Here is a 24,651-nt window from a genome sequence, read left to right as displayed (position 1 = left end):
AGTTTCACAGTAGTCTGTATATGAAGAAATATGTGGATTGCCCCCGGGGGGGCTCCACCTTACTTGAAGACCCTGAAGAGTATCTCGATCAGCGCCAGCACGTCCCTGATCGAGATGACGCCCACGGGCTTCCCGTCCCTGTCGACCACGGGGAGGTGTCTAACGCCAAGCTCCCTGAACTTCTCCATGACCTCGGTTATTGGGGTCTCGGGGTGCACGTAGGCGGGGTCTGGCGTCATGAACTCCCAGACTGGGAGATCGCATATGGGTACCTCGCTCGTCTCCCTGGTCATGGCGCAGGTGAGGTCGCGCTCGGTCAGTATCCCCCTTAGTTCTCCGTCGTTGCCGACTACTAGGACGCTGCCTACCTTGTTGTCGCACATTATCTTTGCGGCTTCCCTGAGGTTTGTCTTCTCGCTTATGGTGAAGGGCGGGGCGCTCATTATGTCCCTGGCTAGTAGTGGTAGCTGTTTCCTGGGTAGCTTTAGGGGTACCATGTTTCTCTCACCGTGTATATCCTATTGGTCCGGAGAGCTGTATATATATTCTAATATGGAATATATGTACGATATGGATCTGGGTATTTAATTCGAAGCCGGGAGGACACACCGGAGGCCCACTACCGCCCACGGGATCCCCAGCCAAGCCTATACAAGCCCACGCCCAGCCCCGTGAAAGTGCTACCGTCATCACCCAGAAACGCTACAACGGGCAAGCCTATCAACCCGGCGATGCCCAGAGACCCGACCAGCAGCTTCAAAAGCCCAGCCGAGTAGAACGCCGCCATGATAGAAGGCTTCAGCCTCATCCCATACATGAACAACTCTAGGAGCTGGCTAGGGGTCCCTCTAACCGATACATCGGCAACCTTACGGGCTACATCAAGCTCCCCCACAGCAACCCCAACGTCAGCCCTAGCAAGGGCCACCGAGTCGTTAACACCATCACCCACAAAGGCAACCCTATAACCCTCCCCCTGCAGCTCCCCGACAAGCCTAGCCTTATCCTCCGGCTTCATACCGCCATAATACTCCTCGATGCCAAGCATCCTAGCCACACGGGCAACATTACCCGGGTCATCACCACTAGCCATCACCACCCTGACCCCACGGGACTTCAGGAACGACACAAGCTCCCTGGCTCCATGCCTAAGCTCCTCCCGGAGGCAGATATAGCCGCTAGCCCCATTGACGACGGCCTCCAGGAGCTTACCACACTCCTCCAGGCGCCCGCCCCTAATCTCCACCTGGAGGCCGCCCGAGGACCCGACTAGGCCCACGCCCCTAACCTCCCTGACACTCAGGGACTCGTCCATGGAGTACCCGTGGAGCGCGCGGGAGACCGGGTGCCTGCTATACTTGGCGTAGCTGCCCACTATGCCGAGGAACTCCATCTTACCATAACCTGGCGGCGGCTCGACCCGCTCCGGGTCCACCCTCAGCTCCGTGAGGGTCCCCGTCTTATCCAATACAACCGCCGTTACATCACTCATGGCTTCGAGGACGCCAGCGTTCCTAACGAGTATCCCGTGTCTCGCGAGCCGGGCGATGGAGTATGACGCGAGGAAGGCCGATGATATTATGAAGGCGCTCGGACACCCCACGAGTATTATGGGCAGCGCCTTCACGGGCCCATACAGGTATAGCACTGGCGCGAAGAGGCCAAGGACTAGCAGCGTGAGCAGGGGAGTGAGCCTCTCTATAACCCTCGTAACCCGGGGCTTCGTCTCCACAGCCTCCCTGGCGAGCCTAACCAGCCTCGCCAAGTGGGACTCCTCGAATCTCTTAAGGACCCTCAGCCGGAGGGGTCCCTCTACGACCAAGCTACCGCTCAGCACAAGGTCACCGGGCTTGACCTCGACTGGCAGGGGCTCTCCGGTGACTAGGGACGCATCTATAACCCCATCCCCCAGGGCCTCTCCATCCAGCGGGACGGCCTCGCCGACCCTCACAATTATAACGTCGCCCGGCTCGACCCTTCTAACGTCTACCTCTATGGCCTTGCCCGCGTATTCCTTTAGGACCTTGTCCCTTACATGGGATGCAATGGCTTCAATCTCCTTCTCGGCCCTCGCCTCTATGAACTCCTCCATTGTCTCAGCTATCCCGTAGAGTAGGAGTATGATTAGCCCCTCGACTAGGAGGCCGTAGTAGAGCGTTACTATGCCGACTACAGCCATGAGTAGGTCTACAGTGAACTCCCTACTCGCCACCAGCTTCGCAAGGAACCTGGCCAGCAGGACTATAGAGAGCAGCGCTAGAACATACCCGGCTACCTTGCCTAGCCCAGTAATGTAGAGTAGCCCGCCGGCCAGGCTCAACAGTGATATGCCCGTGTATAGCGCTATCTTCGGCTTCAACCAGGTCCCGGGAACCACTTGAAGGGCGACAGGGGATTATATGGAGGCGTCATTATGATGAGGTGGAGGCCTAGGGGTGGAGCCACCCGAGGTCACAGAGACCCCCGTGGACTACGGGGTGCTCCCACGGGCCTGCTCCAGGCAGTCTATTGGGCGGTGAACCGGCTTAAAGCCTCAACTCCTACCTACTGGGAGGGTCCCTCTAGCCTATGAGCCTGGAGAGCTCCTCTATGAAGACGTCTACATCGCTAGGGCAGTTGTAGATGTAGAAGCTAGCCCTAACACCCCCCTCGTGGAAGCCCAGGCTGTGGTAGAGCATGTTAGCGCAGTGGGTCCCGGTCCTAACCGCGATCCTACGCTGGCCGAGGCCCAGGCCCACTAGATCCGGGTTCACGCCTTCCACGGCTAGAGTGACGATCCCCTTCCTCCTGGCCGGGTCGCTGGGGCCAATTACCGAGACCTTATCGATACCCTCTAGTCCCCTTAGAGTCTTCTCCACGAGCCTCCTCTCATGCTCTGCAACGTTCTCCATGCCCAACCCCTCCAGGTACTCGATAGCCTTGGCTAAGCCTATGGATTCAATGATTGGGGGCGTGCCGGGCTCAAACCTCCACGGCGGGTCGTCCCAGAGGACCCTAACCTCGCCGTCGACCTGTATCACGTCCTTGATAGTGCCTCCGCCGCCGAGCGGCGGCTCCCACTCAGCCGCCAGGTCACCCCTAATCCACAGCACTCCTATGCCCGTCGGCCCGAGCATCTTGTGGCCTGAGAAGGCGAAGAAGTCTGCACCCAGGCCCCTGACGTCTATTGGCATGTGGGGCGTGCTCTGGGCTCCGTCGACCACCACGAGAGCGCCGTGCTCGTGGGCGATCCCCGATATATCCCTGACGGGGCTCTCGTATCCTGTGACGTTTGAGACGTGTGTAACTGCTACGACCTTGGTGTTCCTCGTTATGAGTCCGCCCAGCTCGTCCCAGCGCGGGACCCCCTCTCGGTCCACGGGGACTATCTTGAGCCTGGCCCCCGTGAGCCTCGACAGCTGCCTCCAGGGGAGTAGGTTGGAGTTGTGCGCGTCGCCCGGCACTATTATCTCGTCGCCGCCCGAGAGGCCAGCGTTGTAGTGTATGAGGAGGGCGGCCAGTTGTATTGCACGGGTGGTCCCCTGGGGTACGAAGACGACCTCGCCCTCCCGGGCTCCTATGAAGCGGGCAACCACCCTATGGGCCTCCTCGTACTCGCGTGTGGCCTCGACGGCCTCAGTATATACTCCCCTGTGCACGTTGGCGTACTTCTTGCCGGCGAACTCTCTCATAGCCTCTAGGACGTTGTATGGTTTTAGGGTTGAGGCGGCGTTGTCGAGGTATATGAGGCCTGTTGAGAGCTCGGGGAAGTCCTTCTTAATGGAGCTACAGTCGAGCAAGGCTGGTCCCGTCTCCTAGGCTGGTTTCCTAGCTACTATCTTATATGTGAGCCCGTCGTACTCCTCCTCCACGATTTCAAGGCCGGAGGCGGTTAGGATGCTCTTCACGTTCCTATAGGGGTAGTACATGTCTTCCCCCTCGACTTCGAGGTAGTCTCCCTCCTTCATCTCCAGTAGGAGTAGCGCGAGCCTGGCCGCTGGCTTGGTCCTACACGACTGGGCCTCTTCTACTGTTAGCTTGAGCGTGTACGCCTTCACCCAGAGCCACCGGTAAATATATACTTGTGCAGGCTATTTTAATACTGGCCTACATATGTTTAGGCTAGGCATATACGTGTGCATGGCCCGGAGGGAGGGACCCTCTACCACCAGCACGGTCTAGGGGGTGGAGGCGTTAGCAGTTCAGCATGGGCATCCATATACCCTTCTCGCATGCAACGCGCTTAGCCCTCTCGTAGCCGGCGTCGGCATGCCTCACGACGCCCAGGCCCGGGTCCGCGGTTAGGACTAGCTCGGCCCTCTTCTCGCTCTCAGGAGTCCCGTCTAGTACGAGGCCTATCCCGGCGTGGATGGAGTAGCCTATACCCACGCCCCCGCCGTGGTGGAAGCACACCCATGTAGCCCCGGCGGCCGCGTTTAGGAGCGCGTTCAGCACAGGCCAGTCTCCTATGGCGTCGCTCCCGTCCCTCATGCCCTCGGTCTCCCTGAAGGGGCTGGCGACGCTACCCGAGTCCAGGTGGTCTCTCCCGATCCACATGGGGCCTATCTCTCCAAGCCGTATCAGGCTGTTCATTATCTTCCCGAACCTCGCCCTCTCGCCATAGCCGAGCCACACGACCCTGGCCGGTAGCCCCTGGAACTTGACGTGCCTCCTGGCCTTCTCGACCCACCTGACAAGCCTCTTGTTCTCCTTGAACGTCGCTATCAGCTCGTCGTCGAGCCTCTCTATGTCCTTGGGGTTGCCTGTTAGGCTCGTGTACCGGAAGGGTCCCCTGCCCTCCTCGAACATGGGCCTTATATAGGCCTGGACGAATCCGGGGAACTCGAAGGCGTCCTTGTATCCCGCCTCGAAGGCCATCTTCCTTATGTTATTGCCGTACTCGAAGACTATGCTCCCCCTCCTCTTGAACTCGACCATGGCCTCGACGTGCTTCTTCATACTCTCAAGAGCCAGCTCCTTATACCTCTCAGGATCCCTCTCCCTCAGGTCACTGGCCTCCTCAAGGGTCATCCCAGCCGGGATATAGCTCAACGGGTCATGGGCAGGAGTCTGATCCGTCACCAGGTCGGGCACCACCCCCTGCCCGAGGATCTCCGGGAAGACCTCGGCAGCGTTCCCCAATAAGCCAATGCTCAAGGGCTCCATCCTCTCCTTGGCCTTCAGCGCCATGTCGAGGGCCTCGTCGAGGCTATCGGTCCACGTGTCCAGGTAGCCATGCCTGATCCTCCTCTCAATCATCCTCTTATCAACCTCGACCACGATAGCCACTCCACCATTCATAGTCGCCGCTAGAGGCTGCGCGCCACCCATCTCGCCCAGGCCAGCTGTAAGGACGAGTCTCCCCTCTAGGCTTCCCCCGGGGAAGTGCTTCTCGGCGGCGAAGGCGAAGGTCTCATAGGTGCCCTGGAGTATACCCTGGGTCCCGATGTATGCCCAGCACCCGGCCGTCATCTGCCCATACATCGTCAGGCCCTTCCCCTCAAGCTCCCTGAAATAGTCCCAGTCGGCCCACTTGGGCACCAGCATGGCGTTGCTGATCACGACCCTAGGAGCCATCTTGTGGGTCCTGAAGACGGCGACCGGCTTGCCCGACTGCACCACGAGGGTCTGGTCCTCGCTCATCTCCATCAGCGTCTCCGCTATAGCCTCGAAGGCCTCCCAGCTCCTCGCAGCCCTCCCGGTCCCACCATAGACTATGAGGTGCTCCGGGTCCTTGGCCACCTCGGGGTCTAGGACGTGGAAGAGCATCCGGAGGGGTCCCTCAAGCTGCCAGGACCCGCTCTTGACATGCATATCCCAGCCACGTATGTGGCGTACACGCAGCCTCTCCCAGGGCCTGTAGTAGCCCTCCTCGATCAGCCTCATGATGCCGCGGCCAGAATACTTCTCCCTAATCCATCCCGGAACACTAGAATCCTGCACTGGGTAATACACCTCGGATACTTCATGTAACCAGAGGGTGGCGTAGAGGGGATAAATTAATGAGGGGGTCTAGCCTTCCTCAGACTTGAGCTTCTCGTAGAGTATGGAGAGGTTCTCCCTACGCCTCCTCACATACTCCAGAGCCGTCCCGCTGTCAACCTCTATCATCAGGCCCCCGGCTAGGCCTATGTAGACGCTCCGGGGCTTCAACTCGCCTATCAGCTTCTCAGCCTCCTCCAGCTCGTCGATCGTAGCCTTTATCTCCGCCAGCAGCCTCTGCCTCTCCACCATCCTCCCAGGAGCACTCAAGGGCCCGGTCACCTCCCCCGGGCTTGGTAAAGAATTATGGGTGTTAGCTGCTGTAGAGGGTCCCTCTCAGCCATTCGGGGCTGGGAGGGGGTTAGCCCCCGGCCTCCTCAGGCTTCTGCATCTCCGCTACGAGCTCGCTTATCCTGGCGTTGAGCTCCTCAAGCTTCCTCCTCAGGTCTAGCCTCAGCTGTTCGAGCGCCCTTATCCTCTCGTTGATTAGCTCCTTCGCCTCGTCCATGGTGGCTTCTACGCTGAGTCTTCCTCCTACTCCCATTATCACGTGGCTGGTGTCGACTATCTTCGCGCGTATGAAGTTCCCTGCCCCTATGGGTACTAGTACCGTCTTGTCGCTCCCCTTCTCCTTTATGTAGTCTAGGGTCTCTAGCACGGTGGCTAGGTCCAGTATCGTGGCGTCTATCGTAGCTATCTGCTGCCTTAGGCTCTCGGCCTGGCCGAAGAGGGTTCTAAGCTCCTCCTCGACCTTGTTTACCTGGGTGGTCTTTGCCTCCTGGGCCATCCCTTCTCACCGTTTGTATATTGCAGCCTCCACTTATTTATTAAGATTTGGACAGCATCTTTTAGTAGAAACACTTATCTATGGATAGAAGCCACTCTATAATATTATAAACAGGGGGCCGGGAGACCCTGGACCCACTACTATAAGAGGCCAGAGGGACCCTCCCAGAAACAGGTGTAGGCCATAGTGAATGGCAACCCCGAACTATTCACAGAGCCCGGAACACCCCTCCTAAGAGACCCCCAGAACGAGAGCATAGCCAGCCTCGAAGAAACCCAGTCGATAGCACTACTCGGAATACCATGGGACTGGGGCATAACAGGCAGGCCCGGAGCCAGGCTAGCACCCCAAGCGGTGAGAAACATCCTCTACAGCCTCAAAACCCACAGCCCCAGATACGGGAGGCTAGCGCTGAAGCCCAGGGACCTAGGAGACGTAAGGATACCACCCGGAGACTGGGACCTCGCCGGCAAGAGGATCGTGAAGGCCATGGAGTTCGCCTACAGGAACTACAAGCACGTACTCGTACTGGGAGGAGACCACAGCATAACAGAGTGGACTGTGAAGGCTCTACTAGAGACCAGTGGAGGAAGCGTGGGCATCCTACTACTAGACGCCCACTACGACATGAGGAGCGTCGAAGAGGGTTACACGAGCGGCATGTGGCTATGGAACCTCTACAAGGCCTACGGCGACAGGATAAGGGCCGCGATAGTCGGGGTGGGGGACTACGCTAACCCGCCCTATTTAGCCGAGAGGGCTGAGGAGGCGGGCTTCAAGGTGATATCGGCCGAGGAGGTCTTATCGGACCCCTCGACAGTGTACGAGGCAGTGGAGTACCTGGAGGGGAGCTCAGACGCCTACTATGTCAGCATCGACATGGACCACCTGGACCAGGCCTATGCGCCGGGCGTGAACGCGCCCTCGATAGTAGGACTGCACCCACACCACACCCTCATGCTCCTAGAGGAGGCCATACCGGTGCTGAGGCCCGTCGCTATAGACCTGGTGGAGGTGACTCCGCTGACCGACGTCGGGGGCATGACTGTGAGGATAACGGCTTACCTGGCGGCTAAGATCCTCCACCTCCTGGAGAACACCATGGCTAGGGGATGACTCGTCCAGAGGACGGGGGGGATTCCCGGGAAGGGGGGGGGGTAAAAACGTGGGTTTATATGGTGTGGGGTTTCCCTCCGGCGCCACGCTACCTGGGTATTAGGCTGAAGAGCTCCTCGGCCTTCTTTATGGACTCCTCGTCCTTGACTAGGAGGCTGCCTATTATCACGATCAGTAGGTTTACTAGTAGGCCCCATAGGCCCTCGTAGACGCCGAGGTACTTCCCTATCGTCAGCTTCATCCCGACGGCCACAGAGGCGCCCACTATCATGCCTAGTATGGTGGGCACCCTGGCCATCCTCTTCCAGTAGAGTCCCAGTAGGAAGGCTGGAGCCGCCTGTATTAGGACCTCGAACTTTATCTCTGTTAGGTGCCATAGCGTGGTCCTGGGCACCATCCCCACTAGGAATATTATCGCTATGAGTATGACCGCCGTGATCTTACCCACGAGGGTGGCCCTCTTCTCGTCGGCCTCCCGGTTGACCCACTCCTTGTAGATGTCCTTTGAGAGCATGGATCCTATGCTTAGCAGCACCGAGTCGGCCGTGGATTGTATGGCTGCGAGTACTGCCATGAACATTATCAGGGTTATTATGAAGTATATCACTCCCTCGTTGGCGAGCATGGACATGAAGAGTGGGAAGGCCTTATCGCTCTCTATCTTGCTGAGACCCGGGAAGTAGTAGCGGGCCTCAATGCCTATCAGTAGGATTGCCAGCGGGGTTATCAGTGGCATGAACGCCAGGCCCGAGATAGACCTCTTAAGGGTCTTCTCGTCCTTGGCCGCGTATATCCTCTGTATGGCCTGCGGGTACACGGCTGCCCCTATCCCGACGAGTATGTAGATGAGGACCCAGGTCTGTATCCACTTCTTGACGGGCGGGTGGATGAACTTGGCGGTCTTCTCGCTGGCCAGCCACGCCTTCACGGCGGGGCCGAGCGGGTACTTGAATGCCATGATGGCCATTACGGCTATTAGGCCTGTCACCATTATGGCTCCCTGTATGAAGTCGGTCCACACGACTCCCTTCCAGCCGCCGAGCCACTCGTAGACTACCATCACTGCTACCAGGAATAGGGCTCCGGCCCAGTAGGGGACTAGGCCCTCTGTTATGCCCTCGAAGGCGTGCCCCATGGATGTGACCTGTTCGAGGAGGTAGTTGCTCAGCCCATAGAGCATTAGGAGTGATGCTATAAGGGCTGCTAGCGGGCTGTTGAACCGGTCCTTTATGAAGTCTGCCGGCGTTATGTATTCTCTCTTCTTGGAGATCACGTATAGCCTCGGCGCGAACCATAGGTATGTCAGGTATATCATTAGGAAGAATGGGACTGATATCACCCACCAGAAGCCTATCCTATACGCTTTGCCAGCGTAGGATACGAAGGTGTTGCCGCTGTACTGGGTCGCGTAGAGTGTGAAGAAGAGGAATAGCGCCCCGGTGGCCTTGCCGCCGAGGAAGTAGTCTTTTAGCGTGAGCTTCCTCTGCCTGTAGATGTATCCTAGCACTAGTAGTATTATCGAGTAGATTATGACGCCTATCAGGACGTATACTCCCATGTTGCTCGTCTGGGCCATCACGCCTCACCCTCCCTAGGCGGCTCTAGGTTCCAGAAGTAGTGGGCTACCGCCATGATCGAGACCGCTAGTACTATCGTCCAGAAGAGCACTACCCAGACCCATAGCGGTATCGATAGGTATAGCTTGCTGTACTCGGGCCCCTGGGTGTACCATGGGATGGTCAGGATGGTTATCACTAGTAGTAGTATGAAGACCCATGGGTAACGGGACGGTTCCTTGGGCTTAAAACCCTCCGGCATAGAAACCACCATACCCACTATTAGGGGATTATCTGTTAGGTAATTGCAATCGATAATAGTTTTAATCCTGGATATCAAACATGTTTGAATTCGAGCATAACTACGAGGCACAGATCCCTATACTAGGAGTGGTGACTGCATGACCTCCAGCAAGCTCAAACTACTAAGGATAGACGTGGACCAGAGGAACTGCCCGCTAGCAGACGCGACTAGAGAGCTAGGCTCTTACATAGAGATAACCAGCGCCGCCCTACAGGGGGACGACAGCCTACTACTCCTCTGGGTCAAGGGCAGGAACATGAGGGAATTCCTGAGGATGCTCAGGGAGAGCAGCGCTGTAAAGAGGTACCACGTCCTCTACCGCGACAGGGATAGCGCGTGGATCTATATGGTGAAGGAGAGCAGTGGTATACTGAAGACGATACACGGCTCCCAGGGACTCCTCGCCTCGTCGATAATAATAAGGGGCGGCGTGAAGCGCTTCAACGTCGTACTCCCATCCAGTAACATGAAGCTGTTCAAGAGGCAGGTGAGCGAGAACCTTGAGAGGAGGGGTATGAGCGTCTCGATATACACGCTCTCCGACGAGGGGATAGCTGGCCCCGTGAGCACGACGGGCTTGCACGTGCCCTTCTCCTTCGTGAAGGTGGATATACTGAGTAGGCTGACGAGCATGGAGAGGCTCTTGATGAAGGACGCCCTGAGGGAGGGGTTCTTCGAGTGGCCTAGGAGGAGCGACCTGGCGAAGATAGCCGAGAAACATGCTATATCCAAGGCGACCCTCTCATACCATATAAGGATGGCGGAGAAGAAGATATTCGAGGTCCTGGAGTCCAAGTATGGGCTATTGGAGGATTGATCCCACCGTATACTCTCTTTAACATGTTTTAAGACCACCTAATATAACTTCGCGCACGGTATAATAGATACGAGGGCTTCTATCATGCAGGAAGTTCCTCCACTAAAGGGGGTTAGGGTACTTGAGCTGGGCCACATAGTCGCGGCCCCCTTCGCCGGAATGATACTACACGATCTAGGAAGCGAGGTCATAAAGGTCGAGAAGCCGGGTGGAGAGATAGCCAGGGACCTGCCGGACCAGGGGCCGAGCATCTTCTACGCCCTCAACAGGGGCAAGAAGAGCGTGGTGATCAACCTGAAGGACGAGCGCGGCAGGGAGGCATACCTGAGGCTCGCCTCCAAGGTCGATATCATAGTGGAGAACATGGGTCCCGGGGTCGTAGAGAAGCTGGGCATAGGCTACGATGACGTGGTCAAGTACAACGACAAGGTAATATACGTCTCTATCAAGGGCTTCGGGAAGGGGATACACGAGAAGAGGCCGGCCCTCGACGTGGTAGCCCAAGCCCTATCGGGCCTCATGAGGGTCACCGGCCACCCAGGCGGCGAGCCCGTAAGGGTCGGGACCAGTATAGCAGACATGCTAGCCGGGCTATACGGGGTCCTACAAGCCATACTAGCACTCTACAGGGACAACAGGCCCACATTCATAGAAGCACCACTCTACGACAGCCTCGTAAGCATAATGGCATACTGGGTGACCTACGTGCAGGTGATAGGAAGGGAGCCAGAGCCCATAGGCTCGGGCCACGCCGTCTGGGCACCCTACCGGGCCTTCAAGGCCAGGGACGGATGGGTCTTCATAGGAGTCACGAGCGACAAGCACTGGGCCAGGTTCTGCCAAGCCCTCGGCTTCGACGACCTCCTAGCCGATGAGAGGTTCAAGACCAACCAGGGGAGGGCCAGGCACAAGAAGGAGCTAGAGTCGATCATACAGGCCCGCCTCCAGGGCCTTGAGAGAGACTATATCGTCGAGAAGCTAACCCAGGCCGGCGTGCCGGTGGCCCCAATAAGGAACGTGGGAGAGGTGGCCAGGGACGAGTACCTGGTTGAGAGGGGCATACTACGCAAGGGGCTAGGGCTGAGGGGAGAGGAACTCCTCTACATCACGTCACCACTCCTAACCAGGGGCTTCACAGTGAACCCGCCAGGCCGACCCCCGCATCCAGGCGAGCACACGGTGGAGGTTCTATCAAGCCTCGGATACAGTATGGGGGAGATAGAGGCCCTGGCCCGCAAGGGGGTGGTGTACATCCATGGCCAAGGTTAGGCTCTACGATACCACTCTCCGCGAGGGCACCCAGTCGCCTGTGGCGCGGATAACGCCTGATGTGAAGATCGAGGTCATAAGGATACTGGACGAGCTGGGCGTCGACGCGGTCGAGGCGGGCTTCCCGAGGGCCGATCCAAGGGATGTAGAGGTCATGAAGAAGGCTAGAGAGTTCGTGTCGCGCGTCGAGCTCAGCGGGTTCGCGAGGTCCGTCGAGAAGGATATACAGCTCGTGAAGGAGGCTGGGGCCGATATAGTCCAGGTCTTTATACCCGGCTCCGACAGCCAGCTAGCAGCGATCATGGGCGTCTCCTGGAGCGACGCGATGTCTAGACTAGAGCACGCCATAGAGTATGGTAATGGCCTGGGCCTCCGGGTCTATGTCGCAGTCACCGACGCGGTCAGGGCCCGGGAGGAGGTTCTGCGCCGCATAGCCGGGATCGCGTTGAGGAAGGGGGCGGAGGAGATCGTCTTGGCCGACACGATAGGCGTCGGCGTTCCAGACGAGATAGCCGGGATCGTATCCGTTGTGCTCGACGAGGGCTTCGAGAGGGTCGGCCTGCACCTCCACAACGACCTGGGCCTGGCGACGTGCAACGCGCTGGCCGGGATAAAGGCCGGTGCAACGGAGATACAGGTGACTATAGGCGGGATAGGCGAGAGGCTGGGGAACACCCCTCTAGAGGAGCTGGCGGCTATAGCCAGGGTGAAGGGCCTCTTCGAAACCAACATAGAGTACGGGAAGCTGATCCCGCTGGTCAGGAAGGCCCTGGAGGTCATGGGGGTCAAGCCGTACCCGTTGAAGCCCGTCATAGGCGACTACGCCTACCTACACGTCTCCGACATACACGTGTACTCTACATTCAGGTACCCGGGCTCCTTTGAGGCCTTCGACCCCTCGATATTCGGGGGCCAGCGGGTTGTTAGGTTCGGCACTCTAACCGGGGCCAAGTCTGTGAAGTACGCCTTGTCGAGTAGGGGTATAGAGGTTAGCGATGAGGAGGCCAGGGAGTTGGCGAGGCTCGTGAGGCGTAGGGCTAAGGGCGTCGACGACTATAGTGTCGACGACCTGGTAAGGTTCCTGGAGGAATTGAGGTCTGGCTGATGGCCATGGACAGGCGTACTATGACTGAGAAGCTCTTTGCAAGAAAGCTCCCGGGGAAGGAGGCTGCTCCGGGAGAGATAGTCACGGTGGAGCCAGACCTGATCGGAATGCACGATATACTGGGCCATGTAGTCGTTGACATAATAGAGTCGCTCGCCGTCAAAGAACTCAAGGCGGCCGACAGGACGGCTATATTCATAGACCACGCGGCCCCGCCGCCTTCACCGCTCTACGCGAAGATACACAAGCAGCTCAGGGACTTCGCCCGGAGACATGGTATAAAGATGTTCTACGACGTCGGCTATGGCATAATGCACCAGGTGGTCTTCGAGGAGGCGCTGGTGAAGCCCTGGGACTTCTTCATAGCAAGCGACAGCCACACAGTGACCCTGGGAGCCGCCGGGGCGTTCGCCACGGGTATTGGGTCCACCGACATAGCCTACGCTATAGTGACTGGCGAGACTTGGATGAAGATACCGGAGTCCTACAGGGTGGAGCTTGCGGGGAGGCTGCGGGAGTGGGTTTACGGGAAGGATATTGTACTAGCCTTGATAGGCATGGTTGGGTTGACGTGGGCGAACTACAAGGCCCTAGAGTTCACCGGCGAGGGGCTCAGGGGGATCCCGATGGCCGACAGGTTGACTGTCTCCAATATGAGCGTCGAGATGGGGGCCAAGGCCGGGCTCTTCGAGGTCGACCAGGTGGCCATCGAGCACTATAGGGGGATGGGCATCAGTGTTAGGGAGCTGCACCCCGACAAGGGAGCCTACTACCGGGACGAGCTGACGATCGAGCTGGACAGGCTAGAACCCATGATAGCGGCTCCCCCGGGCCTGGATAACGTGAAGCCCGTGAGCGAGCTAGAGGGCTTGGAGGTAGACGAGGTCTTCATAGGGAGCTGCACCAATGGCAGGGAGGAGGACTTCGAGGCCGCGGCCAGGATACTCAAGAGGGGTAGAGTGCACGAGAGGGTCAGGTGTATAGCAATACCGGCCACCAGGAGGATATACCTGAGCCTCCTCAGGAAGGGCGTAGTAGACACGCTGGCCTCGGCAGGGTGCACGGTAACGTATGGAACCTGCGGCCCCTGCTGGGGAGGCCACTTCGGCGTAGCGGGCCCGGGCGAGGTGATCCTGTCGACGAGCAACCGCAACTTCATAGGCAGGATGGGCGACCCCTCAGCAAAGATATACCTCTCCAACCCAGCGGTCGCCGCCGCGACTGCCCTCAGGGGAGAGATAACCGATCCACGCACGGGGGTGTAGCTGGTGCAGCTCGGTAGGATAACCGGATACACCTACATACTAGGCGACAACATAGACACAGACGTGATAATACCAGGCCGCTACCTAGCGTTGAAGAAGCCAGAGGTACTGGCCCGCCACGCGCTAGAAGCCATAGACCCGGGCTTCCACGAGAAGGCGAGGAAGGGGGTCATAATCATAGCCGGGAAGAACTTCGGCATGGGGAGCAGCAGGGAGCAGGCAGTCATAGCCTTGAAGGCCGCCGGAGTAAAGGCGGTGGTAGCGGAATCCTTCGCCAGGCTCTTCTACAGAAACGCTGTAAACAACGCCCTACCAGTAGCAGAGTGCACCCTAGACAGGAGCACGCTAGACAACGACCTGCTCGCCGAGCTGGACTACTCCGAGGGCCTCCTACGGATACCGGAGAAGGGCGTATGGGTCAAGTGCAAGACCCCCACGGGGTACGCCCGCTACATAATAGAGAAGGGAGGCCTACTCAACATACTACGCGAGAGAACCACTGTTAAACCCTAACAGGGCCCCCCGGTGCCCTCCTTCTTTCCTCTCACGTATAAAGGCGTACAGAGACCCAACTACACCCACGGGGGTCTCCCCCCGGGGCAAGCCCCTATGCCTAGGGTAGACCTGTTAATCCATAATATCGGGGAGCTAGTCACCTTCCGCGAGGGACCCCTACCCGGGTCTAGGGCTAGGGACCCTAAGGCCGCCGGCATAATCCACAACGCTGCAGTCGCGATCCGGGGCGGTAGGATCGTCGACGTAGGGCCGAGCGGCGGCCTACGAGCCCGTTACAATGGGACGGTCGAGATAGATGCCGGGGGCAGGCTCGCGACCCCTGGGCTGGTGGATAACCACACACACCTGGTCTTCGCTGGTAGCAGGGAGGACGAGTTCGAGCTCAAACTCCTAGGCTATAGCTACGCCGAGATACTGGCCCGGGGAGGCGGGATATACAGGACTGTTAGGGCGACTAGGGAGGCCAGCGTCGGGGAGCTGAGGGCTCTAGCCCTGAAGAGGCTTAGGCTGATGGTCGAGCACGGGACCACGGTTGTCGAGGTGAAGACGGGGTACGGGCTACTCCCGGAGTATGAGTTGAAGATGCTGAGGGCCCTGGAGGGGCTAGACGCCCCAGGCCTGCCGCGGATAGTGCCGACGCTCCTAGCCCACGTGATCCCCGAGGAGTACAGGGAGAGACGGGGCGAGTATGTCGACCTCTTCATAAGAGAGCTCATCCCCAGGGCCCGGGAGGAGAAGGTCAAGCCGGTATACGTTGACGTCTTCTGCGACCGGGGAGTCTTCACGGTGGAGGAGACTAGGAGGATTATAGAGGCCGGGCTGCGCCACGGCTATAGGGTTAGGCTCCACGCCGACGAGCTAGCCTACATAGGCTGCAGCGCCCTGGCCGGAGAATACCCCATCGACAGCCTGGACCACCTGGAGTACCTGCCCCCCGAGAACGCTAGGCTACTGGCCGAGAGGGGCACGGTTGCAACGCTACTCCCCACCAGCATGCTCACAGTGTTCTCCGACAAGAAGCCGCCGGTGGAGGAGTTGAGGAGGGCTGGCGCGGTCATAGCGGTGTCAACCGACTACAACCCCAACAACATGAACCCGATACTATCAACCACGATGGACCTCTCGACATACCTCTACAGGATGACCCCCTTAGAAGCCCTCGCGGCCACTACTATAAACCCGGCCAGGAGCCTGGGCCTCGACGACGTGCATGGAAGGATAGCCCCGGGAGCCTACGCCGACATAGTAGTGTGGGACATGCCCAACTACAGGTGGATAGGCTACGAGTGGGGCTATGATAGGGTGTTGACGGTCGTCGCCAGAGGGACCATCGTGAGGGACCTGATAGGGGGAGTTGAGAACCCGTGATAACCGAGACCCTGCCATGCAGGAGGGATGAGGCCCTCTCCCTCCTAGATGATACAATGAGCTGGCTGGGCTCCAGGGCCAGGGCAACCCTAGCGGTCGGTGGTGTAGTGGTTTTGGCGTCGCTGGCCATGGGCCTGCTGGGCCCCGTAGAGGTTAGATTCATGGGCCTGGCCTCTGCAGTGCTAGTCCTGGTAATCGCCTTGTGGCTATACAGGGGGAACCGGAGGCTTCTCGCCCAGGTGCGGGACTTCAGGGCGGCACTGGCTTCTGGTACTATAAATTTAGAGGACTACTGTGACATAGCCCTGGTCACAGCGGTCGTGGCCTACCACTTGAAGAGGACTGGTAGCATTGCACCCGGTAGGGGTACGGGTAGAAGGTAGGGGGTTGGAGAAGGCCAGGAGCGGCTCCGCGGTAGTCTATAGGAAGTGGGTCACCCCGCCTTACAGGCTCGCGCCGGGGACCCTCATCGAGCTGAGGGACCCCAGGGGCGAGCCTGTTGCCTGTGGGCTGTGGGAGCCTGAGGGGCCCGTCGCGGTCAGGGTGTTGGCCCGGGGAGAGTGCGGGTGGAGGGACCCGTCTGAGGCTCTTAGGGATAGGCTCCAGGCCTCTTTCGCGGCCCGTAGGGCGGTTGGGCTCGTGGAGACGGGGAGTTATAGGCTGGTTAATAGTGATGGGGACTATCTCTCGGGTCTCATTGTAGACGTGTTTGGGGGCGAGATAGCGGTTCTACAGTCGAGTAGCCTAGCCATGGACTACCACGTGGAGGAGCTGGCAGACTCTATAGTAGAGTTGACGGGCGTGGATACGGTCTACGAGAAGAGTACGCAGCGTAGTAGGAGGGATATAGGGCTTGAGCCGAGGAGGCGGTGGATACGGGGCTCCAAGTCCAGGACGATCCACGAGGAGTGGGGCGCCAGGTTTGTAGTCGACGTGGTGCGCGGCCAGAAGACGGGCTTCTACCTAGACCAGCGGTTCAACAGGCTTGAATTCATGCGATTGGCCGGTGAGGGTGATAGGGTGCTCGACGTGTTCTCCTACACTGGGGGCTTCGGTATACTGGCGGCTTTGGCTGGGGCCCGGGAGGTCGTGTTTATCGAGGAGGATCCTGTTGCGGTGGAGTTGCTCCGGGAGAATCTCCGGTTGAATGGCGTGGGCAATTATAGGATTGTGCATGGCTCTGTTTGGGGTGTTGAGGGGGTTCCTCCCGGTTATTTCACGCTTGTCGCTGTTGACCCCCCGGCTTTTATCCAGTCTGGTGATCCCGGCGCTGTTAGGAGGGGTGTGGGGGCTTATCGGAGAGTTTATCGTTGGAGTGTTTCTAGGGCTGTGCCTGGTGCTAGGGTTTACTTGAGTAGTTGTAGTTATTTTCTTTCGAGGGATTTGTTTTTGGGTGTTGTGAATAGTTCTGTTGGTGATTATAGGATTCTTGGTAGTCTACGTGGTGCTGCGCCGGATCACGTCTTCCGGGGCGAGGAGTATCTTGATTATTTGAAGGGGGTTTTCCTCTACCTGGGTTGATCGCTTGTATTCCTGGATTTATATTAGAGTTTATATTATTATTCTAATTTATTGAATTGATGAGATGTTAATGCTTTAATATCGCGGCCACATACCATAACTGAGGGGTGTCACGAAATGAAGGCCAAAACAATACTAGCTATGGTCTTACTCGTCACACTACTCGCGCCAGCAACCCTCCCACTCGTAAGCCACGCAGCGGCGCCAGAGCTGACCGGGGACTGGGAAGCCGACGTATTAGCCGTTGGCCGCTGGCTGCAGGAGAACGGCGTGACCCAGGTGCACTACACGGTCCAGGCGGCTGGTGACCCCAACAGCGTCATGAGGATGTACGGTATAGTCGAGGCCGCCCACAGGATCAACGACGTATGGAGCAAGAACGGTATAAACGTGGAGGTAAAGGTTGACACCAACTGGGAGTCCAGCTTCAGCAAGCAGTTCGACAACTTCGTGACCCAGTACGACCTCGGCCAGAACGGCGACTTCTTCGTCAACAGCTACATCTACATAGCAACACTCGCAGCCGACGGTAGGCTGCTCGACATAACGCAGTGGGTCAACAAGTACTGGGACAGCGTCTTCAAGGACTTCTACAAGCCCCTAATGGACGCCGCCAAATACCAGGGCAAGTACTATGGAATCCCGCAGGACACCGAGGCAAGGCCACTATACATCAGGAAGGACGTGGCGAAGTGCATGGGCTGGAACCTAGAAGGCCTGGACGAGAAGGTGAAGAACGGCGAGTTCACCTGGAAGGACGTCTACGCCAAGGCCAAGGAGGCCGTTGAGAAGGGATGCAGCGACTGGGGACTCATACACAGGAAGGGAAGCGCCCACCCAGACCTGATACAGTTCATATTCGCCTTCAACGGCCAGCTCTACGACCCCGACACGGGCAAGCTAGTCGTAGACAGGACCGCGGTCTACAAGTGGCTCGCCACCGAGAAGGCATTCGCAGACGCCAAGCTACTGCCACGCAACATAATGGACTGGGACTGGGCCACCCAGATACACCCAACCATAGTCGGCGCTAGGAAGGCCGACGGCGGGACGGGTAACACGCTCTTCGACATAGGCGGTACATGGTACTGGACCGAGTGGCAGACGAAGGACTACTATCTAGACCCGCAGACGGGTCAGAAGAGGCCGCTAACCCCTGAGGAGGTCAAGGAGAAGTTCTACTACACGTTATTCCCAGCCGGCGAGCCTGGCGACAAGCCAGTAACCCTGAGCCAGCCATTCATGTGGATGATAGCCGCCAACGCGGGCAAGGACAACCCGCACTTCGACGACCCAACCTATAAGACCGTCTACCAGGAGCTAGCCTTCCTAATGGTGGTAGCCGCCAGCGACCCGGTGATAAACGCGGTCCACAGCGTGATATCGGCCCACGTGCCTGTGAGGAAGGAGGCCTCAGCCCTCCTCAAGGACGAGGAGTTCATAAACAACCTGCTAAGCCTAAAGCTGCCCTTCTCGCAGGAGGTGATAGACGCTATAGCCCCGATAGTCCAGAAGACCGCTAACCCGATAAACATAGAGTTCCTGGCTAACGTGAGCTACATGCTAGACTACACCCACCTAGCGCCAAGCCACCCATACTACTCGAAGCTGGCCGACGTGTTCAAGCAGGCGGTCGACAGGGTGCTCAAGGGGCAGATGACCCCGGAGCAGGCGGTCAACTTCATAGAGGATAGCGTGAAGGCCGACCCAGACCTCTCCGGGAGCGTAGAGTTCAAGGGCTCCATACCACAGGGCTGGAGCCTAGTGCCAACCGCTACACAGACCACACAGCAGCCAGCCCAGACGACCACCACAAGCCAGGCCGCCAGCCCAGAGACCACGACAACAACCACGACCGGCGGCAAGGGCGGGACCTCAACCGCCCTGGTAGTCGGGGTAGTGGTGATCATAATCATAATAGTGGCGGCGTACCTAGCCCTAAGGGGTAAGGGGCAGGGCTAGATGCCCAAGCCAAGACTGGACAGGAACAACGCAATATTTTTTCTATTACCGGCTCTAATCCTCATCATAGCCTTCTACATACTCCCCCTCATAGTGACGGCCTGGGTAAGCTTCACCCCCCTCAGGAACTGGCGCGTGAGCCTGCTAACCGAGTTCATCGGGCTCAAGAACTACGAGAACCTATTCCACTTCGTGGCGAAGCACCCCCTGGGAGGGCTGGTGGTCAAGACGACTATAGTATTCGTGGCGTTCACCCTTATAGTAAACGTGCTGGGAGGCCTGCTACTAGCCATAATGACCTATATTATAGAGGAGCGCGTGAGCCTATCCTTCAGGCTACTCTGGCTCCTCCCCAGGATGACCCCCCTGGCGGTCTTCGGCCTCATATGGTACTACTTCTTCTACGGCAGCCCCGAGGGCACTCTCAACGCGTTCCTGCTGAGGCTCGGTCTGATCGACAGCCCCCACTTCTGGGGCACGGAGCCCCAGTTCCTCCCCTGGAGCGCGTGGTCTATCATAGTATTCGTCAACGGCATCGTCGGGGTGAGCTATGGGCTGATAATATTCTACAGCGCGTTCAAGAACATACCACCAGAGCTCATCGTGGCCGCCAGGGTCGACGGGGCTTCAACGTGGCAGATAGTCAGGCACATACTCGTACCAATGACCAGGTGGCACTTGGTGTTCGTCACCGTATGGCAGCTCTTGAGCCTGGTGACCAGCTACACCCACCTCTTCGTGCTGGTGGACTGGCGTATTGTAGATGAGTGGTATGGGACGACCTGGGCGCTCTTCGTGTTCAACGAGGCCTTCGGAGCCGTCAAGAACCAGGGCCTGGCCGCGGCGGCAGCCGTCATACTAGTGATAATCGGTAGCCTACTCGGCCTGCTCACGCTCCGGATAATGAGGTTCGGGAAGATAACCCCACAGCCCCGGGGTGACATATAGTGGCTGGTGGCAGGGACGAGATCAAGGGGCCTCTGGCTACTGGCAAGGGGGCGGCGCTAGTCATAGGAGTACTGCTCCTGGCCTCCATGCCCCTCATACTAGCCTACACCACCCTGGTGCTGACGAGCTTCGCCGACACCATAGTGTCTAACCCGTGGGTCGAGTTCCACTGGACTCTAGACAACTGGAGGGCCTTCTTCCGGGGAGAGCTGAGCACGACCCACGCCAGGATATACACCACCGGGGAGATAGTTAGGATGATCGGCAACACCTTCATAGTAGCCCTTGGGGTTACGCTCGTAGTGCTCTTCGGGAGCGTCACGAGCGCTTACGCCTACTCCCGGATAAGGTACCGGTGGAGGATGGGGAGCCTCAAGCTACTCCTCCTACTCCACGCCTTCCCCGGGGTGGCGTTGATAGTCGGGGTATACACGATATACTACTATACGCTGGTGAAGTATGTCCCAGCCTCCAGCAGGGTGCTCTACTCGTTCATCTTCGTAGTCTTCGCCAGGGCCAGCCTAGAGATACCCATGGCCATATGGGTCTTGAAGGGCTTCTTCGACAGGGTCCCCTGGGAGCTCGAATGGTCAGTCATCATCGACGGGGGGAGCCGGTGGACCGCGCTTAGGCACGCTGTGCTGCCACTGGTCAAGCCGGGGATAGCGGCTATAGCGATATTCGCGTTCCTAGCCGGCTGGGAGGACCTGATATACGTGATGATATTCCTACCGCCCAACCAGAAGACCCTCGCCACCTTCATAGAGGGCCAGCTGGCCAGCGGGAGCCTTGAGACGAGCTATCTACCCATAATGGCGGCCGCCGGCACCCTCTACCTATTGCCCACGATCATCTTCTTCATATTTACGCAACGCCTACTACTAGAGACTATGAGCGGCGGGCTTAAGGGGTGAGCCAGGGATGGTCTCGATACAGCTGGTGAAGGTGACGAAGCGCTTCCAGAACGTCGAGGCTGTAAGGGACATCGACCTAGAGATACCCGACGGCAAGTTCACGGCGCTACTAGGTCCGAGTGGGAGCGGGAAGACCACGCTTCTATACCTCATTGCCGGGATATACAAGCCCACCCGGGGCAAGATACTATTCGACGGGAGAGACGTCACAGGCCTCAAACCAAACGAGAGGAACATAGGCCTCGTCTTCCAGAACTACGCCCTATACCCCCACATGACTGTCTACGAGAACATAAGCTTCCCCCTGAGGCTCGCCAAGAAGCCAAAATCCCATATAGACAGGAAGGTGAATGAGGTAGCCTCCATGCTCCAGATAAAACACCTACTAGACAGGTACCCCTCCCAGCTGAGCGGTGGGCAGCAGCAGAGGGTCGCCCTGGCGAGGGCCCTAGTCAAGGAGCCCAGCGTGCTCCTCCTAGACGAGCCCCTAAGCAACCTAGACGCGATGCTGAGGCTGAGGATTAGGAGCGAGTTGAAGAGGCTCCAGAGGGACCTCGGCATAACGGCCGTCTACGTGACCCACGACCAGAGCGAGGCCCTGGCTATGGCCGATAAAATCGTGGTCATCCATAACGGGGTGATACAGCAGGAGGGGGACCCGCACGAGGTCTACAGGTATCCCCGGAACGTGTTCGTGGCAAGCTTCATAGGGAGCCCTCCAGCCAATATATTCCCGGCTAGGGTCGACCTCTCGGAGGAGCCCTGCGTAATACTGCCCGGAGGAAAATACTGTCCACGGGGGATCCTTGCCGAGAGGCTGAGGAGGCTCGGGAAGGACACCGTGTTGTTCGGCTTCAGGCCGGAGGACGTTGAGCTCGTGGATGCGCCCCGCCATAACGGGGGAGTAGTCATAGAGGCTGAGGTCTACACTGTAGAGCCCCTGGGCAGGGAGGTCATAGTCACCGTGAGGATAGACGGTAACATGGCCAAGGTGCTGGCCCCTCCAGGGGTTAACAGGAGGATGGGTGACAGGGTCTACATCGTGGTCCCCAGGGATAAGATAATGCTCTTCGATCCCGACACCGAGAAGAACCTTAGGAGCCTAGACTAGGCCCTCCTCCCTGAGGACCCTCGACACAAGACCCGGCCTATCAGATATGATTCCATCCACCCCGGCCCTAGCCACCCGGACGGCGTCTTCGCTCCTGTTAACGGTCCACGCGAATACGAGTAGGCCCTCCTCGTGGAGCCTCGACACAGTGTTTGGGTCGACGTAGTCCTTCCTCAGGGTCACCCCGTCGGCCCCGCTCATATGGGTGCACTCGACTATGTCGTAGGGCATTATGCTGTATGAGGCTAGTATGCCCGTCGCGTCCACGGTCTCCTTGAACTGTTTTATGTGTCTGTGGTCTTCCATTGACAGGTATACTTCTCCGTCGAAGCCCAGGGACGATAGCGTGTCTCCCAGCACCCTTGGGTCTATCCTGTTCTTCAGGTCCAGCAGTATGCCCTTGACCTCCAGCTTGGACTTTATCACCTCCAGCCACTCGCTGAGGGTGCGCACGCCTATGAAGGGGTCCCTGAAGAATAGCTTGTAGTCCAGCCAGGCCCATGCCCTCCCTATGATGGACGCCCTGTTTATCACGGGCCTGCCATGGCCGACCACTATGTCCCCGTCCACCTGCCTGATGTCTATCTCGACGTAGTTCACGTTGGATAGCCTGTAGAGCTGCACTATCCTACCGCTATTAGCCCTGTGGCCTATCACCTTTAACGCCATAACAGTCATCCTCGCGGTAATTTACAAGAGACGATACCGGTAAAAAGGTAGGGGTTTGGGAGGTGCAGGGTCATCTCATGGCCAGCCTAGCCCACAGAACCGCGGCCGCGAGACTCGTTACCAGGCCCACATAGATAGACTCGCCAGGCGGGAACGGTATAGACACTCCACCCAGGCTATAGTAGACAGTGCTCCCGAGGACCGCCCCGTAGAGGTATGACGCGGCGATCCCCAGTATCATAGACGCGAACGCCGGGACGCCAGAAACCCTCCTGTCCACCAGGTAGGCCAGCATGCTACCCAGTATCGGGCCCAACAACACCCCGTAGCTGGCCGCGAACCCGGCCACATAGCCCACTATGTCCTGGGCCTTATCCATCGCGTACCAGGGAGCCAGTACGAAGCCCAGCAGGCCCGCTATGACCGCCGATGAAACCCTCCGCCTACCCACCAGGCCCTTGACTAGATCGTCGAGAGCCGGTATGTTAGCCGCTAGGTCAGTGGTCCAGGGGGCTAGGAATGCGAAGAGGAGGCCTATGACAACCACGCCAGCAGTCGGGGCGCCCTTGAGTATTATCTCATGCGGCAACGCAGTCCCAGACTGTACCGCCAGTAGGTAGCCTAGGAGAGTCCCTAGCAGTTGGCCCCCGAGCATGCCCACCATGACCCCCACTGCTATACTGTAGGCATTCCTGGCCGACCTCGTCAAGTCGCTTATGTTTATCGCAACCGTGGCCCACCAGTTAGTCTGTATGGCCAGGTAGGTTAGGAAGGCGGCGCTGAGCCACGGCACCCCTCGGGGCACGCTTACGCTGGCTAGGTTGAGCCTTGTACTGTTTAGAGCCAGATAAGCGAAGTATAGCAGGAGTATAGGGCCCGCGACACTCGCGGCCTTGCCCACAGCCGTGACTCCCATCCTATATACCAGGGTGGCCGAGGCCACATAGACTAGGAGGAGTAGCGGGAGGATTATCATGGCCTTATCGATAATCCCCTCCCTCACGCCAGCAATATACAGTATTATGAGGGCCATGGCCAGGGCCCCGTTGAAGGCCTCAACCCCATACCACAACCCGCCGACCAATCCCCTGAGGAAGACTGGGATCTTGTAGAGGCCCCCGAAGACGCGCCTAGCATGAACCGTGTAGTCGATCCTCTCCCTCAGGCCCGGTAGCCCGTTCAGGATCATAGCCACCGCTATCACTCCGTTCCCGGCTAGCGTCGCTACCAGCGCCTGTCCAAGCCCTAGTCCCTGCTGGTAGGCTAGTGGCCCCAGGAAGAATAGCGGGAGGCACGTGGTCATGGAGAACATGAGGAGTGTGAACTCGATAGTCCCCAAGCCTTTATCCGAGCGCTCGCTCACTGACCCTGCCTAAAAGCCCTATACAGCTTCCACTGATAAGTGTTACCCCGTGGACCGGCAAGTGTTCTGGGATATCCTAATATATCGTAAGGGGTACTA

General features: G+C 58.3%; 24 protein-coding genes. 13 read left to right on the top strand and 11 right to left on the bottom strand.

Going from position 1 to position 24,651, the window contains the following annotated elements:
• Window positions 1-59 precede the first annotated feature (59 nt).
• The 7 genes from F7C38_01325 to pfdA form a co-directional block, all read right to left on the bottom strand.
• On the bottom strand, window positions 60-497 hold the full coding sequence (locus F7C38_01325; protein ID MCE4600194.1) for a CBS domain-containing protein: 438 nt from the start codon (window positions 495-497) through the stop codon (window positions 60-62).
• Between the two features lie 122 nt (window positions 498-619).
• Window positions 620-2,359, bottom strand: a complete 1,740-nt coding sequence (gene cadA, locus F7C38_01320) for a cadmium-translocating P-type ATPase (protein MCE4600193.1) — start codon at window positions 2,357-2,359, stop codon at window positions 620-622.
• A gap of 202 nt (window positions 2,360-2,561) precedes the next feature.
• The gene (locus F7C38_01315; GenBank protein MCE4600192.1) at window positions 2,562-3,779 is read right to left on the bottom strand and encodes a cysteine desulfurase; all 1,218 of its coding nucleotides are present in this window, start codon (window positions 3,777-3,779) and stop codon (window positions 2,562-2,564) included.
• Window positions 3,780-3,794: 15 nt separating this feature from the next.
• Entirely contained in the window at window positions 3,795-4,037 is a 243-nt protein-coding gene (locus F7C38_01310; protein MCE4600191.1) for a hypothetical protein, read from the bottom strand.
• 136 nt (window positions 4,038-4,173) lie between these two features.
• On the bottom strand, window positions 4,174-5,922 hold the full coding sequence (locus F7C38_01305) for a urocanate hydratase (GenBank protein MCE4600190.1): 1,749 nt from the start codon (window positions 5,920-5,922) through the stop codon (window positions 4,174-4,176).
• A 69-nt stretch (window positions 5,923-5,991) separates the two neighbouring features.
• On the bottom strand, window positions 5,992-6,231 hold the full coding sequence (locus tag F7C38_01300) for a hypothetical protein (GenBank protein ID MCE4600189.1): 240 nt from the start codon (window positions 6,229-6,231) through the stop codon (window positions 5,992-5,994).
• Between the two features lie 91 nt (window positions 6,232-6,322).
• Window positions 6,323-6,748: a prefoldin subunit alpha gene (pfdA, locus tag F7C38_01295; protein MCE4600188.1), complete on the bottom strand. Its 426-nt coding sequence runs from the start codon at window positions 6,746-6,748 to the stop codon at window positions 6,323-6,325.
• A gap of 186 nt (window positions 6,749-6,934) precedes the next feature.
• On the opposite strand from pfdA, the gene F7C38_01290 reads away from it, so the two are divergent.
• Complete coding sequence (locus F7C38_01290) at window positions 6,935-7,864, top strand: arginase family protein (GenBank protein MCE4600187.1); 930 nt, start codon at window positions 6,935-6,937, stop codon at window positions 7,862-7,864.
• An 88-nt stretch (window positions 7,865-7,952) separates the two neighbouring features.
• On the opposite strand, the gene F7C38_01285 is transcribed toward F7C38_01290, so the two are convergent.
• Entirely contained in the window at window positions 7,953-9,440 is a 1,488-nt protein-coding gene (locus tag F7C38_01285) for a sodium:solute symporter family protein (GenBank protein MCE4600186.1), read from the bottom strand.
• Window positions 9,440-9,682, bottom strand: a complete 243-nt coding sequence (locus F7C38_01280; protein ID MCE4600185.1) for a hypothetical protein — start codon at window positions 9,680-9,682, stop codon at window positions 9,440-9,442. The genes F7C38_01285 and F7C38_01280 overlap by 1 nt, the downstream gene beginning before the upstream one ends.
• Before the next feature lie 139 nt (window positions 9,683-9,821).
• Here F7C38_01280 and F7C38_01275 point away from each other — a divergent pair, with 139 nt between their 5' ends.
• The 12 genes from F7C38_01275 to F7C38_01220 all read left to right on the top strand — a co-directional run bounded on the left by F7C38_01275 (window position 9,822) and on the right by F7C38_01220 (window position 22,520).
• Entirely contained in the window at window positions 9,822-10,541 is a 720-nt protein-coding gene (locus F7C38_01275; GenBank protein ID MCE4600184.1) for a helix-turn-helix domain-containing protein, read from the top strand.
• An 84-nt stretch (window positions 10,542-10,625) separates the two neighbouring features.
• Window positions 10,626-11,810, top strand: a complete 1,185-nt coding sequence (locus tag F7C38_01270; GenBank protein ID MCE4600183.1) for a CoA transferase — start codon at window positions 10,626-10,628, stop codon at window positions 11,808-11,810.
• The gene (locus F7C38_01265; GenBank protein ID MCE4600182.1) at window positions 11,797-12,915 is read left to right on the top strand and encodes a LeuA family protein; all 1,119 of its coding nucleotides are present in this window, start codon (window positions 11,797-11,799) and stop codon (window positions 12,913-12,915) included. Before F7C38_01270 ends, F7C38_01265 begins: the two co-directional genes overlap by 14 nt.
• 5 nt (window positions 12,916-12,920) lie before the next feature.
• On the top strand, window positions 12,921-14,180 hold the full coding sequence (locus F7C38_01260) for a 3-isopropylmalate dehydratase large subunit (protein MCE4600181.1): 1,260 nt from the start codon (window positions 12,921-12,923) through the stop codon (window positions 14,178-14,180).
• Between the two features lie 3 nt (window positions 14,181-14,183).
• Window positions 14,184-14,693 (top strand): 3-isopropylmalate dehydratase small subunit, encoded by a 510-nt coding sequence (locus tag F7C38_01255; GenBank protein MCE4600180.1) that lies wholly within the window; start codon window positions 14,184-14,186, stop codon window positions 14,691-14,693.
• A gap of 96 nt (window positions 14,694-14,789) precedes the next feature.
• The gene (gene hutI / locus F7C38_01250; GenBank protein MCE4600179.1) at window positions 14,790-16,064 is read left to right on the top strand and encodes an imidazolonepropionase; all 1,275 of its coding nucleotides are present in this window, start codon (window positions 14,790-14,792) and stop codon (window positions 16,062-16,064) included.
• The gene (locus F7C38_01245; protein MCE4600178.1) at window positions 16,061-16,447 is read left to right on the top strand and encodes a hypothetical protein; all 387 of its coding nucleotides are present in this window, start codon (window positions 16,061-16,063) and stop codon (window positions 16,445-16,447) included. Before hutI ends, F7C38_01245 begins: the two co-directional genes overlap by 4 nt.
• A gap of 4 nt (window positions 16,448-16,451) precedes the next feature.
• Window positions 16,452-17,585 (top strand): class I SAM-dependent rRNA methyltransferase, encoded by a 1,134-nt coding sequence (locus F7C38_01240; GenBank protein MCE4600177.1) that lies wholly within the window; start codon window positions 16,452-16,454, stop codon window positions 17,583-17,585.
• A gap of 117 nt (window positions 17,586-17,702) precedes the next feature.
• Complete coding sequence (locus tag F7C38_01235) at window positions 17,703-19,547, top strand: extracellular solute-binding protein (GenBank protein MCE4600176.1); 1,845 nt, start codon at window positions 17,703-17,705, stop codon at window positions 19,545-19,547.
• Window positions 19,548-20,495, top strand: coding sequence for a sugar ABC transporter permease (locus F7C38_01230; GenBank protein MCE4600175.1), 948 nt, complete (start codon window positions 19,548-19,550; stop codon window positions 20,493-20,495).
• Window positions 20,495-21,409 (top strand): carbohydrate ABC transporter permease, encoded by a 915-nt coding sequence (locus F7C38_01225; protein MCE4600174.1) that lies wholly within the window; start codon window positions 20,495-20,497, stop codon window positions 21,407-21,409. Before F7C38_01230 ends, F7C38_01225 begins: the two co-directional genes overlap by 1 nt.
• A 7-nt stretch (window positions 21,410-21,416) precedes the next feature.
• A complete protein-coding gene (locus tag F7C38_01220; protein MCE4600173.1) occupies window positions 21,417-22,520 on the top strand; it encodes an ABC transporter ATP-binding protein in 1,104 nt (367 codons plus the stop codon).
• On the opposite strand, the gene F7C38_01215 is transcribed toward F7C38_01220, so the two are convergent.
• Together F7C38_01215 and F7C38_01210 are read right to left on the bottom strand one after the other, a co-directional pair.
• Entirely contained in the window at window positions 22,512-23,189 is a 678-nt protein-coding gene (locus F7C38_01215; protein ID MCE4600172.1) for a glycerophosphodiester phosphodiesterase, read from the bottom strand. The genes F7C38_01220 and F7C38_01215 overlap by 9 nt on opposite strands.
• Before the next feature lie 70 nt (window positions 23,190-23,259).
• Window positions 23,260-24,552 (bottom strand): cytosine permease, encoded by a 1,293-nt coding sequence (locus F7C38_01210; protein MCE4600171.1) that lies wholly within the window; start codon window positions 24,550-24,552, stop codon window positions 23,260-23,262.
• Window positions 24,553-24,651: the final 99 nt, after the last annotated feature.

It is taken from the genome of Candidatus Thermodiscus eudorianus (genome assembly GCA_015521085.1).
Classification (GTDB): Archaea; Thermoproteota; Thermoprotei_A; order Sulfolobales; family Acidilobaceae; genus Thermodiscus; species Thermodiscus eudorianus.
This window is presented reverse-complemented; position numbering and strand designations above follow the sequence as displayed.